Raw genomic sequence first — 14,726 nt, 5'->3', positions numbered from 1 at the left:
AAGTGCCCGCCTCGCAAGGTAGGCATGAAACATGAGCGAAGACGGTGGCCGCACCGGACCCAACGGGCGTGTGATCGGCGGGCGTTACCGCCTGGTCGAGCGCATCGGATCCGGCGGGATGGGCACCGTGTGGCGGGCACGCGACGAGCTGGTGGACCGCGAAGTCGCCGTCAAGCAGCCGAGGTTGCCCGGCCACCCGGAGGACGCCGCGCATCAGCGGGCCGCCCACCGGCTCTACCGGGAGGCCCGCGCCGCCGCCCGGGTCGACCATCCCGCCGCCGTCTCCATCCATGACGTCGTCGTGGAGGAGGACGGGCTGCCGTGGATCGTGATGGAGCTGGTCCGCGGCGAGTCCCTGCACGAACTGCTCGGACGCGGGCCCGTGGAGGCGCCCGAGGCCGCCCGCATCGGCATCGAGGTCCTCGGTGCCCTGCGCGCCGCGCACACCGTCGGCATCGTCCACCGCGACGTCAAGCCCGCCAACGTCCTGCTCGGCCCGCACCGCCGGGTCGTCCTGACCGACTTCGGCATCGCCCACGTCCAGGGCGAGGAATCCCTCACGGTCAGCGGCGAGTTCGTCGGCTCACTGGAGTTCATCGCCCCCGAGCGGATGTCCGGCCGCGGCGCGGGCCCCGCCTCCGACCTGTGGTCGCTGGGGGTGCTCCTGTACGCCGCCGTGGAGGGCTGGTCGCCCTTTCGCCGTACGACCCTGGAGTCCACCCTCGCCGCGATCCTCGCCGCCGAACCGCCCGAGCCGAAACAGGCGGGGCCGCTCGGGTCGCTGATCGTGCGGATGCTGGTGAAGGACCCCGAGCAGCGGCCCGACGCGGACGAGGTCACGGCCGTACTGGAGGCGGTCGTGAAGGGCTGGCCGGTGCCGGAGCCCGCCGGGGCGGCGTCGGGACCACAGGACGCCTCCGCGCTCAGGGAGTTCGCCGAGGACTCCGGGACCGTACGGCTGAAGGGCGGGCCGGCCCCCGAGGAGGCACCGGAGCCCGAAGCCGAGCCCACCTCCGGTCCGGGCACCGGCCCCACTCCCGAGCGCACCTCCGCACCGGAGCCCGGCCCCACCTCCGATCCGGACACCGCCACCTCGGCCCCCTCGGACACCTCCACCTCGGACACCGCCTCCGCCGCCCCCTCGAGACCCCGCCGCCGCTCCCGGCTGCTGCGCCCCCTCCCGGTGGCCGTCCTCGGGGTGCTGCTCGTCGCCGGCACCTGGTTCACCGCGACCTCCTTCCGCGTCGGCAACAGCGGCGAGGCCAGGGAGATGAACCCCACCTACAGCTCGGCCCCCCTGGCCCCGGCGACCACCGCCGCCCCCGGCCCCGGCGGCTGGACGGAGCACCGGGAGCGGGAGATGGACGCCGTCCTGTTCCTGCCCGCCGAGTACAAGGAGGCCGCGCGCGAGGGCGACGCCGGCGACCAGCCCCGGCTCGTCGTCTACGACATCGGCCTCGTCCAGGTCCGCCTCACCCAGTGGGACAAGGCGCCCCGCCCGCTGCTGGAGCAGGCGCAGGAGGCGCACGACACCTGGGACAGCTACCACCACGACGCCGGCACCCAGTCCACCCGCACCACCTTCAAGGGCTACGACGCCGTCCTGTCCGACACCACGTACGACAAGGACGTCTCCCCGACCCGTGTCCTGCAGCTGATCGTGGTGACCGGGGACGACCGCATGTACGAGCTGCGTGTCGACATGCCCAAGGGCACTCCCACGGAGAAGAAGGGCACCGCGGTCTTCAAGGGCGCCCGTGACCGACTCGAGATCGAGTGATCCGGCACCGCGGTGGCAACGCCCTGATCAGTGCGTTTGTTGCCAGTGGACACTGGCATCATGTGAGCACTCGGTGAATCCCCGTTACCGACGGGTACACAAAGCCCCCGCTCCGGCATACTCTGCGCCTCATGACGGACGCGCAGGCCCCGGCCAAGACCGGCACCAACCCTCTCGCCCCCGCACCGCAGGGCGCCCGTACCGCCGCCGACGTGGTCACGCCGGAGCTGGTGGCCCAGCTCACCAAGGGCGTGGCCGGCTCCGGCCGTACCGCGAACCACACGCCGTTCACCGGCGAGAAGCTGGCCGACCTGCCCGAATCCACGCCCGAGGACGTGGAGCAGGCGTTCGGGGCGGCCCGTAAGGCGCAGGCGGTCTGGGCCCAGGTCCCGGTGCGGCAGCGCGCGGCCGTCCTGCTCCGCTTCCACGACCTGGTGCTCGAACGCCAGGCGGAGGTGCTCGACCTCATCCAGCTGGAGACCGGCAAGGCCCGGCTGCACGCGCACGAGGAGGTCCAGGCCGTCGCCGTCGCGGCCCGCCACTACGGCCGCAAGGCACCCGCCTACCTCAAGCCCAAGCGGCACGCGGGCGCCATGCCCACGCTCACCCGCGTCACGGAGCTGCGCCACCCGCGCGGCGTCGTCGGCCAGATCGCGCCGTGGAACTACCCCCTGGAGCTGTCCGTCGGTGACGCGCTCCCGGCGTTCGTCGCGGGCAACGCGGTCGTCATGAAGCCCGACACCGAGACCTGCCTGACCGCCCTGTGGGCCCGCGACCTGCTCATCGAGGCCGGGCTGCCCGCCGACGTCTTTCAGGTCGTCCTCGGCGAGGGCCCGGTCATCGGCCCCGAGGTCGTCAAGCACGCCGACTACGTCTCCTTCACCGGCTCCACCCGCACCGGCCGCCAGGTCGCCCAGGGCGCCGCCGCCCGGCTGGTCGGCGTCTCCCTCGAACTCGGCGGCAAGAACGCCATGCTGGTCCTTCAGGACGCCGACGTGGAGAAGGCCGCCGCGGGCGCCGTCCGCGCCTGCTTCTCCTCCGCCGGCCAACTGTGCATCTCCATCGAGCGGTTGTACGTCCACGAGTCGATCGCCGACGCCTTCGTGGAGCGTTTCGCCGCCCGCACCAAGGCGATGCGGCTGGGCAGGTCCCTCGCCTACGGGGCCGACATGGGCTCGCTCGTCGGTGAGCGCCAGCTGGAGACGGTCACCCGGCATGTCGAGGAGGCCGTCGCCAAGGGCGCCAAGCTCGTCGCGGGCGGCACGGCCCGCCCCGACATCGGCCCGTACTTCTTCGAGCCGACGATCCTCGACGACGTCGAGCCGGAGATGACCGTCTGCACCGAGGAGACCTTCGGCCCGGTCGTCTCCATCTACCGCTTCAAGACCGAGGACGAGGCGGTCGAGCACGCCAACTCCACGCCGTACGGCCTCAACTCGTCGGTCTGGACGAAGGACGGCAGCCGCGGACGTGCGGTCGCCGCCCGCCTGCGCACCGGCACGGTCAACGTCAACGAGGGCTACGCCCCCGCGTACGGCAGCGTCCAGTCGCCCATGGGCGGCATGAAGGACTCCGGCCTCGGCCGCCGCCACGGCTCCGAGGGCATCCTCAAGTACACGGAGGCCCAGACGGTCGCCCAGCAGAGGCTGCTGCCGATGGCGCCCTCGCTGGGCATGGACGACGAGAAGTACGCGCAGTTCATGAGCCGCAGCCTGCGGGTGATGAAGGCGTTCCGTTTCCGCTAGGGCCTGCCTCTGGAGCCCGCCGCACCACCGCTTTCGATGAGGAGAGCACGTGTCACAGGAGAACTCTGCCCAGAAACAGGACGCTGGGTCCGGATACGACTACGACGTCATCGTCGTCGGGTCGGGCTTCGGCGGCTCCGTCACCGCCCTGCGCCTGACCGAGAAGGGCTACCGCGTCGGCGTGCTGGAAGCCGGCCGCCGCTGGGCCCGCGAGACCCTGCCCAAGAACTCCTGGGACCTGAAGAACTACCTCTGGGCCCCCAAGCTCGGCATGTACGGCATCCAGCGCATCCACCTGCTGGGCAACGTCATGGTGCTGGCCGGAGCCGGCGTCGGCGGCGGCTCCCTCAACTACGCCAACACCCTCTACGTACCGCCGAAGGCCTTCTTCGACGACCCGCAGTGGCGTGACATCACCGACTGGCAGGAGGAGCTGAAGCCGTACTACGACCAGGCCCGGCGCATGCTCGGCGTACGGCTCAACCCGACGATGACCCCGTCCGACGTGCATCTGAAGGCGGCGGCCGAGCGGATGGGCGTCGGCGACAGCTTCCACATGGCGCCGGTCGGCGTGTTCTTCGGCGACGGCGAGGACGCCGAGGGCGGGGCCCAGGTCTCACCCGGGCAGGAGGTGGCCGACCCGTACTTCGGCGGGGCGGGCCCGGCGCGCAGGGCGTGCACGGAGTGCGGTGAGTGCATGACCGGGTGCCGGCACGGCGCGAAGAACACCCTCAACGAGAACTACCTCTATCTCGCCGAGAAGGCCGGCGCGGTCGTCCACCCCATGACGACGGTCGTCTCGGTCACCGACGACTCGCAGGGCGGGTACGCGGTGGCGACGCTGCCGACCGACGGGAAGAAGAAGGGGGAGGGCAGGCTGTTCACGGCCCGGCGCGTGGTGATCGCGGCCGGCACCTACGGCACCCAGACCCTGCTGCACCGCATGAAGGCCGGCGGCCAACTCCCGTACCTCTCCCCGAAGCTGGGCGAGCTGACCCGGACCAACTCCGAGGCCCTCGTCGGCGCACAGACCGACAACCGGCGCTACCGCCGGGCGACGGGCGAGGCCAAGGTCGACTTCACCCGAGGCGTCGCCATCACGTCCTCGATCCACCCGGACGAGAACACCCACATCGAGCCGGTCCGCTACGGCAAGGGCTCCAACTCCATGGGCGGCCTGTCGATCCTCCAGGTCCCCTACGCGGAGGGCTCCTCGCGTGTCGCGGGCTGGCTGGCGAACGCGGTGAGGCACCCCATGCTGATGCTGCGCTCCCTGTCCAACCGCCGCTGGTCGGAGCGGACCATCATCGGCCTGGTGATGCAGTCGCTGGACAACTCGCTGACGACGTATCTGAAGCCGGACGGCGTCGGCAAGGGCCTGCTGACCGCGCGCCAGGGCCACGGGGCGCCCAACCCCAAGCAGATCAAGGCCGCCTCGCAGGCCGCGTCCGTGATCGCCGCCGACATCAACGGCTTCGCGGGCTCCAACGTCGGCGAGCTCATGGGCACCCCGCTCACCGCCCACTTCCTCGGCGGCTGCCCGATCGGCGACTCGCCGGAGACCGGCGTGATCGACCCCTACCACCGGCTCTACGGCCACCCCGGCATCTCGGTCGTCGACGGGGCGGCGGTGTCGGCCAACCTGGGCGTGAACCCGTCCCTGACGATCACGGCGCAGGCCGAGCGGGCGATGTCGTACTGGCCCAACAGCGGCGAGGCCGACCAGCGTCCGGCGCAGGGAGCGGCGTACGAGCGGCTCAACCCGGTCGAGCCGAAGTCCCCGGCGGTTCCGGCGGAGGCGTTCGGCGCGCTGAAGCTGCCGTTCCTCGGGATGCCGGCGGTGCCGCCGAAGAAGTAGGCCGGCGCCCTCGAACGACAGAACAGAGAAGGACCTGCACCCCCCTCCGAGCGCAGGTCCTTCTCTGTTTTCTTGCGTGTGGCTCTGCCGGGGCTTACGCCTCCGCGCCCACCTTGCGGCGCTTCATCGCGAACACGACGCCGGCGCCGGCGACGATGGCGATGCCACCGATGGTGCCGATGACCGGAAGGTTGGAGTCGGCACCGGTCTCGGCGAGGTTGCCGGTGACCTCCTCGACCTCACCCTGCGGCTTCTTGCCGTCGATGCCCGAGGGCTTCTCGCCGGTCGGGTCGGCGGGGTCGACGTCACCGGGCTCGCTGCCCGCGGCGAGCACGGTGAACTCGTAGAACTCACCGTTGCCGTAGCACGCGCTCTCCTCGCCCGCGTAGATCGCCTGGCTCAGCGCGAAGGACGAACCCGCCGGGGCGGACGACTTCACACGGACGCGCAGGTCCAGCGAGGAGGTGGAGTTCGCCTCCAGCTTGTCCAGGGAGGCGACGAAGCTGCCGGTGAAGACGACCTTGCCGTCCTCGTCCTTGTAGAAGTCCTGGTAGCTGCTGGTCCACTTGCCGTCCTGCTTGACCTGGATCTCGGCCATGTTCAGGTACAGCGACTCGTCGGTGTTCTCGTCCGCGTACTCGGTGAACGCCTCGATCCAGACGTTCTCCAGGTCCTTGTCCGAGTTGTTCGTGGCGACGAACTCGAAGTTGTGCCAGCCCGAACCCGCGACGATCTTGCTCGGCAGACCGGAGATCTCGGCCTTGAGGTTGTCGTCGAGGTCGAAGGTCTCGCAGTCCTCGTACGGGTTCCACTCGTCGCCCTCGGAGGGGGTGCTCTCCTCGGGAGCGGGCGTGGACTCCTCGGCGGCTGGGGTCGACTCCTCGGCGGCGGGCGTGCTCTCCTCCGCGGCCGGGGTGCTCTCCTCGGCCGCGGGCGTGCTCTCCTCGGCGGCCGGGGTCGACTCCTCCGCGGCCGGGGTGCTCTCCTCGGCGGCGGGGGTGCTCTCCTCCGCGGCCGGCGTGCTTTCCGACACCGTCGGTGTCGAGGTGATCTCGTCCGTGGCGAACGCGGCCGGTGCCGACAGCAGCGCGATCGGCGCTATGACGGCCGTCGTGGCCGCGGCGGCCAGTGCACGGCGAAGCTTCATGAAGACCTCGGAAAGTCCGGAGTGCTGCGACTCGCAGCACGCGCTATAGGGAGGCCTCCGCGTGTGGGGCGCGGCTGTGGCCCTTGATTCGCAGGGTTTGATCAGCGACGCGGGTGAAAGGTTGTGCCTTCACTAACGAATTTTTTATGTGGCCTGAGTCACACGCGGCGGGCCGATCTTGCGGGCTCGGAACTGACGTACGCTCAGCCGCCGACAGCCCCTTGAGAGGAAGCGCACCCCGCCGTGACCGACAAGCCGTCCGAGGACTCGTCGATATCCGACGAGGCTTGGCAGAAGTTCATCGAGGACGCCGAACGCGACCGGGCCACCGCCCCGAAGGAACCGTCCGCCCGCGCCCGGATGGTGACCGAACGCCTGCGGCAGCAGGACGCCCGCGGTGAGGAACCCGCAGGCTGGCGCACCGGCCCCGCCCGGCAGGAGATGAACGGGCGGGCGGCCCGGCGCCGTCGCCGCTGGGCGATCATCGGCGTACCGCTCGCCGTCGCCGTGGCCGTCGTGGCGGTACGGCCCTCACTGATACCCGGCGATCCCTTCGGCACCGCCGCCCCGTCACCGAACGGCGTGGCCGCGTCGCCGCTCCCGGCCGAGACCGCCGCCCCGACGGCCGCGCCCGGAGCCGCCGACCCCGCCGTCCCCACCGTGGCCAGGCCGTTCGCCGGCTCCCCGGCCGAACGCTGGGCCGACGGCAGGGCCGGCATCACCCTGCCGAAGGCCACCCCCGTCGGCACGCTGTCCGAGCAGCAGGTGGAGCAGGCCCTGCGGCAGACCGAGAAGCTCCTCGTCGACGGCAACCTCGACCCGGCCACGCTGCGCGGCGAACGCCCGGAGACCGCCCTCGCTGTCATCGAGCCCCGCCAGAAGGAACTGCTCGACGTGCTGACCACCGCGCTGCGCAAGCCGGACAAGGACCACGACCCCCTGCGGATGTTCAGCCGCTTCGACCCCGCCGAGGTGAAGCTCGCCGGAGACGTCGTCAAGACGCGCGGCCGCATGACGTTCAAGGCGGGTGAGCAGGCCTCCGTCGCCGTGCACGCCGACTACACCTTCGTCTACCCGCTGGTCCGGGAGGGGTCGAACGAGGTGGCCCGCACCATCATCCGCCGGGTCCTCGACATCGAGGTCTCGGACCCGAACAAGTACCGGGTCACCCCGGGGAAGATCGCTGTCGTGCGCTACGACCAGGAGATCGGCAACTCGGCCTGCGACGTGTACGACGGCTATCTGCATCCGCACTTCCGCTCTGAGCCGCGCACCGGCGCCACACCCACCGGCCCCGCGACCGACCCGTACGACCGCAGCAAGGACATCGACGCGGACCGCGCGGAGGGCTGCGGCGTCGTCTCGCGCACCTGACGGGCGTGCCACCGGCATGAGAAGGGCCCCGCGGGACGGAGCCGCGGGGCCCTTCCGTGGTCAGCACCGACGTCAGGGCAGCGTCGGTGCCTGGGAGCGGCGCCGGGGGGTTGCGCCGCTGGTCCTGGTCGCCGCGTTCCGTCTCGGCGGACGCGGCGGGCTTCGTTCGGTCTCGACTCCGGCCGTGCGGTACCGCACGACCGGGCCGGGGCAATGCGGTTGTCCGCGGCGGGACTTGCAGCGGAGAGGCCGTAGGGCGGTGGGACGGGGGCTGTCCGTGCATCGGGCTGGAGGGCACGGCCATCGCAACCGTTCGACCCGGCCCGGTGCTGCTTCCTGCCCCTTCCGCCGGCCGGCTCCGGGCGTCCCCGGAGCCGACCGTTCTCTTGGGTGACCGGGCTGCTGTCCCCTGCCGTCCGGTCACTTTCCTGGAGCGAGGTCCCACGGCGTACGGCGTGATCCGTGCGCCTCATCGCTCCAGCGAGCCACGCGTGGTTCTATCGGGCCCGCCCCTGGCTGGCACGGACACCGGTACCAACGAAGCGGTGCGGGAGGCGTCACGCGCCGTACGGGTGAGAGGGCGGCCGAACTCAGATGCGACCGCGGCACAGTTCGAGCAGCGTCATGGCGAGGGCCGTGCCCGGCTTGCCCAGGGCGTCCCTGTAGTGGCCGAGGACGTCCATCTCCCGGGAGAGGTTCACGCGCCGGCCGCCGGAAGCGATCCGCGCCTCCTGGATCACCGCCGACACGGCCATGCGTTCCTGGATCAGACCGATGATCCGGTCGTCCAGTGAGTCGATGCGCTCGCGGGCGCCGGTGATCACGTCGGCGGCCTCGGGGGTACGGGCACCGGTCACTTCGGTGGCGGTCATGGGGGCTCCTCGTGGGTCTCGTGGTGCGGCGGTGGGAGCCCCGGAGCGACAGGACCCGGAAAACGACAGGCGCCCCGGGCCTTGTCGGCCCGGGGCGCCTGGGAAGTCGCTTGTCAGTAGCTCAAGCGGCACGACCATGGCAGCCGGCGGGCCGGGTGCCATAGGTAAAGACGAAGGTCGTCTGCGTGAGCATGGGGCGAGTATGCCGCGCGGCGCGCAGCCGTCCAAGCCGGTTCGCATCCTGAGACGGGGCTTGCCCCGAGGGCGGCCCGGCGGATCCCGGTAGACTCGGCCCCACACACACCTCGCTCAACGCCGGAAGGCAACCCGTGTCATCAGCGAACCCCGCCGCCCCCGACACCGTCCTGGTCGTCGACTTCGGCGCGCAGTACGCCCAGCTCATCGCCCGTCGCGTCCGCGAGGCCCGGGTCTACAGCGAGATCGTGCCGAGCACCATGCCGGTCCAGGAGATGCTCGCCAAGAACCCTGCGGCGATCATCCTCTCCGGCGGCCCCTCGTCCGTGTACGAGGAGGGCGCCCCCGGCCTCGACCGCGAGATCTTCGAGGCCGGCGTTCCCGTGTTCGGCATGTGCTACGGCTTCCAGCTGATGGCGCGCTCCCTCGGCGGCACCGTCGACAACACCGGCGCCCGCGAGTACGGCCGCACCGACCTGCACGTGTCGAAGTCGTCCTCCACCCTCTTCGAGGGCACCCCGGACGAGCAGCACGTGTGGATGTCGCACGGCGACGCCTGCTCCGCCGCCCCCGAGGGCTTCGCCGTCACCGCGTCCACCGACGTCGTCCCGGTCGCCGCCTTCGAGAACGACGAGAAGAAGCTCTACGGCGTCCAGTACCACCCCGAGGTCATGCACTCCACGCACGGGCAGCAGGTGCTGGAGCACTTCCTGTACCGGGGCGCCGGCCTGAAGCCGGACTGGACCACCGGCAACGTCATCGAGGAGCAGGTCGCGGCCATCCGCGAGCAGGTCGGCGACAGGCGCGCCATCTGCGGCCTGTCCGGCGGCGTGGACTCCGCCGTCGCGGCGGCGCTCGTCCAGAAGGCCATCGGCGCCCAGCTGACGTGTGTGTACGTCGACCACGGCCTGATGCGCAAGGGCGAGACCGAGCAGGTCGAGAAGGACTTCGTGGCCGCGACCGGCGTCCAGCTGAAGGTCGTGGACGCCGAGGAGCGGTTCCTCAAGGCGCTGGCCGGGGTCTCCGACCCCGAGGAGAAGCGGAAGATCATCGGCCGCGAGTTCATCCGCGTCTTCGAGCAGGCGCAGGCCGAGATCATCGCGGACGAGGGCCCGGCGGTCGAGTTCCTGGTGCAGGGCACGCTGTACCCGGACGTCGTCGAGTCCGGCGGCGGCACCGGCACCGCCAACATCAAGTCCCACCACAACGTGGGCGGCCTCCCCGAGGACCTGGAGTTCAAGCTCATCGAGCCGCTCCGCAAGCTGTTCAAGGACGAGGTCCGGATGGTCGGCCAGGAGCTCGGCCTCCCGGACGAGATCGTCCAGCGCCAGCCCTTCCCGGGCCCCGGCCTCGGCATCCGCATCGTCGGCGAGGTGAACAAGGAGCGCCTGGACCTGCTGCGCGAGGCCGACGCCATCGCCCGCGAGGAGCTGACCGCGGCCGGCCTCGACCGTGACATCTGGCAGTGCCCGGTGGTCCTGCTCGCGGACGTCCGCAGCGTGGGCGTACAGGGTGACGGGCGGACCTACGGCCACCCGATCGTCCTGCGGCCCGTCTCGTCCGAGGACGCCATGACCGCCGACTGGTCGCGCCTGCCGTACGACGTCCTCGCGAAGATCTCCACCCGGATCACCAACGAGGTGCGGGACGTCAACCGTGTCGTCCTCGACGTGACCTCGAAGCCGCCAGGCACCATCGAGTGGGAGTAGGCCCTAGGTGCGCTTGATCGTGCGCAGGGCTTCGCCGGGCTGCCAGATCTGGACGACCAGGTACTTGTCGTCCTCGACGTAGGTCCTCACGACCTCGGTCAGCTCGGTACGGAAGAGGTGGAACGGCTCCGGCGGTTCCACCTCTTCGCCGTATGCGGCCTTCTGCCGCGGGTCCACGACCTCGATCGCCCGCCCGGCGATCCGTACGTCGCCGCCGCCCATGGACTGCCCCTCCCCGGGGTTCGCCTGGAGCGCGAAGCGCGGGTCGCGGCGCAGATCGAGGGCCTTGAGCGAGTCCGGCATCATGCCGAGCCACAGCTCGCCGTCGAGGAACCGGACCTCCAGGCCCGTCGTGCGGGGCGAGCCGTCCTTGCGGAGGGTGGCGAGGACATGGTGGGTGAACGCCCCGAAGCGTTCCTCGGCGGTGCGGGCGAGATCCGGCTCCGCCGCGGTGAAAGCTGCCCAGTTCACTGTCATACGGCCAGTCTGTCCCTCATACCCGACATCTTCTGTCTGGTTTCCACTGTCCGGAGGGTGGGATCTTTACAGAACATCTCTGTTCTCCTGCGCTGACCGACGGTAACTTCCGCCCCGTAAGCAACCCAGTGCTGGAGGACACATGCACGGGACGCCCCTCGGGCCGATTCCGCCGTCACCGCTGCCGACCGACCAGCTGCGGTTCGCGATGCCGCCGATGCACGAGTCGGTCGAGGACGAGCGCCGCCATCGCAAGGAACGGCTCGCGGGCGCGCTGCGGATCTTCGGGCGGCTCGGGTTCGAGGACGGGGTCTCCGGACACATCACCGCACGCGACCCCGAGTTCAGCGACTGCTTCTGGGTCAACCCGTTCGGGATGCCGTTCCGGCACGTCACCGTCAGCGACCTCGTCCTCGCCAACTCCGAGGGCCAGGTGATAGACGGCCGCTACCACGTCAACCAGGCGGCGTTCACCGTGCACTCCCAGGTCCACGCCGCCCGCCCCGACGTCGTCGCCGTCGCCCACTGCCACTCGGTGCACGGACGGGCGCTCGCCGCGCTCGGCGACCTGCTCGACCCGATCACCCAGGAGAGCTGCGCCTTCTACGAGGACCACGCGCTCTACGACGCCTACTCCGGCGTCGCCGTCGACGCCACCGAGGGGCGGCGCATCGCCACCGCGCTCGACTGCCACAAGGCGCTCGTCCTGCGCAACCACGGGCTGCTCACCGTCGGCGACTCCGTGGACGCGGCGGCCTGGTGGTTCCTGTCCATGGAGCGGTCCTGCCAGGTCCAGCTGACCGCCCGGGCGGCGGGACGTCCGGTGCTGATCGAGCACCGGCAGGCCGTGGCCACGCGGGAGCAGCTGGGCGGGGACCTGGTGGCGTGGATCAACTATCAGCCACTGTGGCAGGACATCAGCCGGAGCGAGCCGGATCTGCTGAGCTGACGGGTGGGCGCCGGGGGCGGCTCATCAGAAGCCTCGGAGGACCACGGCCTTCGTCATCGCGAACTCCTCGTCCGTGAGGACGCCGTCGCGGTGCAGCTCGCCCAATTCCCGCAGTCTGCGCAGAAGTACGTCATGGTGATCGGCCGACGGCGGGACGGACGCCGCGAGCTGGGGGCGGTCGGCGTGGTCGATGCCCGTACGGGTGGACGGGTGCGGGAGCCGGGCGGTGATCGCCGTGGCGACCAGAGCCGTGAGCAGGTCGCGCCGGGCGCTGCCCCACAGGTCAAGGGCGTACGGGTCCTTCTCCGGCGGCAGTTTGGAGAACACCGTCTCGCGGGTCACGAAGCGCAGGAAGCCGTCCTCGTAGCCGGAGTTGGGCAGCCACTCGACCTGGACCAGGTCGCCCACGTTGATGATCCGCGGGCCGGTCGCCCGCTTGACCCGCTCGGAGGTGTCGGACCAGTCGATCCGCACCTGGGTGCCGTCGAAGGAGACCGTGCCGTCGGAGGAACGGACGGAGACCGGGACCGGCGGGCCGGGCAGGAGATAGGTCTTGGTCGGGTCCTTGGGGATCTGGTCCAGGAGCAGCGCGCGGCGGATCTCCTCGGCGACGTACTCGGCGACTCCCGCACGGTCGACGTCCACCGCCAGCCGGTACGGATCCGCCCTGTCGGGCAGTCTGCCGCCGGTCGCGTGGAGCAGCGGGTCGGCGCCCTCGCGCAGCCGCATACGCAGCCGGCCGCGCTTGCGTTCGGGCTCGAAGACGATGCTCGCGACGGCTTCGAGGGGCACGGCGATCTCTCCGTACGTCTGCCGGAACAGCGGCACGGAGCGGTGGAGGCCCGGCGTGATCCGGACCGTTGTGCCGTCGAAGGCCCAGGTCCCGTCGCGCTGGATGATCTCGGCCATAGGGAAATTCTCGCAGCCGGGTCAACTCGGGGGTGCGCTCGTCACTCGCGTCCGGCGGACCTGCCGGGCGGGGCGTGCGTGGCGTACGGCACAATTCGCTGTCGTCCTACGGGAGTTGTGGGCCCCACGGTTGCGGTGCGGGCGACCGCCGGAAACGGGGGTGGCCGGTATGTGAGAAACGACTGCCGGTGGTGGGGTTGTGGGCTATAAGGCCATGGGGTGATGTGGCCGGTCCGAGGTCGCCTCCTGGTTTGTTGCGGTTTTGGGTTCGGTTTCGAGTTGCGGGTCCGGAAGTTTCAGGAAGGCGGGCATCGGGCGTGGCGGTGCAGGAGGCTGGGCAGGGCGGCGCGGTGATGGGCGCGCACGGGGGCGGCTGCACCTGTGGGGACTGTCCGCACGGGGCGCGTGCGGGACATCGGCGGGCGGTGGCCGAATTCCTGGTGCTGCGGGACGGGTTCGCCGCCGGGCAGGGGCTGCCGGCGGCGGTGGCGCACTCGGTGTCGGCCTCCCGGCAATGGGTGTCCGAGGAACTGACGCAGTCGGCGGAACTCGTCGCCGAGCGAGGGCGGGCCGAGGGCGACGCCTGGCTCGCGCGGCTGTGGTGGCGTACGGCGTGCGTGGTCTGGGGGCTCGTCGTCGCGCTGCTGCTGGTGCAGGCGCTCACGGCGATCGGAGCGGGGTGGACGGCGGCGCGTACGGCCGGGCTGCTCGCGGCCGTGGTGACGGCCGGGGCACTGACGGCGGCGTCGTGGTTCCACCGGGCGCGGGGCGGTGCGCTGGCGCCGGTCATCGGTGAGGACAACCGGCTGTCGACGTCGCGGGCGGTCGCCGGGGCGTGGGTGCTGTTCGTGGCGTACGCCGTGCTCGTGCTCGTGGGGCGGTTGGCCGCGGCCTCGGGGCACGCGGAGCGGGACGCGCTGATCGCCGGGCTCGATCTGGCGCGCGGGGCGGGTGTGGTGACCGTGCTCGCCGTGGTGTGCGCGATCGCGGTGCTGGTGCGGCGGGTCGTCGGGGTGCGGGTGCTCGGGCAGCGGTTGCAGAAGGTGCGGGCGCATCGGCCTCGGGCTGCTGATCTGCTGACGGACGACGGGGGGCGGGGGACCTTCGCCGACATTCAGTACGTGGTGATCGGCGGGGTGGCGCTGCTGTTCGCGGCGGTGCGGTTGGGGCGGCGGCCGGATCAGCTGCCGGATCTGCCGTGGGGGCTGGCGGTGGTGGTGCTGGTGTCGGCGGCGACGTATCTGGCCGGGAAGTACGCGGAGGGGGGTCGGCCCGTGATCCTGTCCGTGGTGCGGGCGCGGGAGGCGGGCGATCTGGACGCGCCGATCCGGACCGGTGACGACATCGAGATCCGAGGGGCCGGGTTTGTGCCGCCGGGGGCGCAGGGTGCCGATCGGTTGTCGCGGATGGTGGTGCGGATCGGGGCGGTGCATGTGCATGTGCCGTTGGTGCCGGTGGCCGGGGGGTTCAGCAATCCGACGGATGCGGTGCTGACGGTGCCGGTGCCGGCGGATGTGGAGCCGGGGAGGGTGGAGGTGCAGGTGGTTACCGCGGTGGGGGTCGAGACGAACCGGTACGTGATCGATGTGACCGAGTGACGGTGCCTGCGGCGGCCTGCGGCGGCCTGCGCGCGTCACGAGAGCTGCACCCGCCCACGGCGGCAAGGGGCCGCGACTTTCAGCCCGTCCGGTGTTTGAGGACGAGGTGGTTC

At 71.2% G+C, this 14,726-nt stretch carries 11 protein-coding genes; 7 read left to right on the top strand and 4 right to left on the bottom strand.

Going from position 1 to position 14,726, the window contains the following annotated elements:
- Window positions 1-31 precede the first annotated feature (31 nt).
- From ACGFW6_RS21335 to ACGFW6_RS21325, 3 genes are all read left to right on the top strand, one after another.
- The gene (locus ACGFW6_RS21335; RefSeq protein WP_393511991.1) at window positions 32-1,780 is read left to right on the top strand and encodes a serine/threonine-protein kinase; all 1,749 of its coding nucleotides are present in this window, start codon (window positions 32-34) and stop codon (window positions 1,778-1,780) included.
- A 131-nt stretch (window positions 1,781-1,911) separates the two neighbouring features.
- Window positions 1,912-3,525: a succinic semialdehyde dehydrogenase gene (locus ACGFW6_RS21330; protein WP_393511988.1), complete on the top strand. Its 1,614-nt coding sequence runs from the start codon at window positions 1,912-1,914 to the stop codon at window positions 3,523-3,525.
- A gap of 49 nt (window positions 3,526-3,574) precedes the next feature.
- Window positions 3,575-5,383, top strand: coding sequence for a GMC oxidoreductase (locus ACGFW6_RS21325; protein WP_393511985.1), 1,809 nt, complete (start codon window positions 3,575-3,577; stop codon window positions 5,381-5,383).
- Window positions 5,384-5,477: 94 nt separating this feature from the next.
- Here the strand turns inward: ACGFW6_RS21325 and ACGFW6_RS21320 are convergent, their stop codons facing one another.
- Window positions 5,478-6,530: an LAETG motif-containing sortase-dependent surface protein gene (locus tag ACGFW6_RS21320; RefSeq protein ID WP_393511982.1), complete on the bottom strand. Its 1,053-nt coding sequence runs from the start codon at window positions 6,528-6,530 to the stop codon at window positions 5,478-5,480.
- Window positions 6,531-6,773: 243 nt separating this feature from the next.
- Between ACGFW6_RS21320 and ACGFW6_RS21315 the strand changes: the two genes are divergently transcribed.
- Window positions 6,774-7,904: a hypothetical protein gene (locus ACGFW6_RS21315; protein ID WP_393511979.1), complete on the top strand. Its 1,131-nt coding sequence runs from the start codon at window positions 6,774-6,776 to the stop codon at window positions 7,902-7,904.
- 590 nt (window positions 7,905-8,494) lie between these two features.
- Here ACGFW6_RS21315 and ACGFW6_RS21310 read toward each other — a convergent pair.
- Window positions 8,495-8,776, bottom strand: a complete 282-nt coding sequence (locus ACGFW6_RS21310) for a chorismate mutase (protein WP_393511976.1) — start codon at window positions 8,774-8,776, stop codon at window positions 8,495-8,497.
- Between the two features lie 329 nt (window positions 8,777-9,105).
- Between ACGFW6_RS21310 and guaA the strand changes: the two genes are divergently transcribed.
- The gene (gene guaA, locus ACGFW6_RS21305) at window positions 9,106-10,680 is read left to right on the top strand and encodes a glutamine-hydrolyzing GMP synthase (RefSeq protein ID WP_393511973.1); all 1,575 of its coding nucleotides are present in this window, start codon (window positions 9,106-9,108) and stop codon (window positions 10,678-10,680) included.
- 3 nt (window positions 10,681-10,683) lie between these two features.
- On the opposite strand, the gene ACGFW6_RS21300 is transcribed toward guaA, so the two are convergent.
- Entirely contained in the window at window positions 10,684-11,157 is a 474-nt protein-coding gene (locus ACGFW6_RS21300) for a pyridoxamine 5'-phosphate oxidase family protein (protein ID WP_393511970.1), read from the bottom strand.
- Between the two features lie 142 nt (window positions 11,158-11,299).
- On the opposite strand from ACGFW6_RS21300, the gene ACGFW6_RS21295 reads away from it, so the two are divergent.
- Window positions 11,300-12,106, top strand: a complete 807-nt coding sequence (locus tag ACGFW6_RS21295) for a class II aldolase/adducin family protein (RefSeq protein ID WP_393511967.1) — start codon at window positions 11,300-11,302, stop codon at window positions 12,104-12,106.
- Between the two features lie 24 nt (window positions 12,107-12,130).
- Here ACGFW6_RS21295 and ACGFW6_RS21290 read toward each other — a convergent pair whose 3' ends face one another.
- Entirely contained in the window at window positions 12,131-13,015 is an 885-nt protein-coding gene (locus ACGFW6_RS21290; RefSeq protein WP_393511964.1) for a DUF4429 domain-containing protein, read from the bottom strand.
- A 317-nt stretch (window positions 13,016-13,332) separates the two neighbouring features.
- Here ACGFW6_RS21290 and ACGFW6_RS21285 point away from each other — a divergent pair, with 317 nt between their 5' ends.
- A complete protein-coding gene (locus ACGFW6_RS21285) occupies window positions 13,333-14,613 on the top strand; it encodes a hypothetical protein (protein ID WP_393511961.1) in 1,281 nt (426 codons plus the stop codon).
- Window positions 14,614-14,726: the final 113 nt, after the last annotated feature.

The sequence above is a fragment of the Streptomyces sp. Y7 genome (assembly GCF_043195415.1).
Classification (GTDB): Bacteria; Actinomycetota; Actinomycetes; order Streptomycetales; family Streptomycetaceae; genus Streptomyces.
The sequence above is the reverse complement of the archived record's forward strand: the minus strand, read 5'-3'. Positions and strand labels throughout refer to the sequence as shown.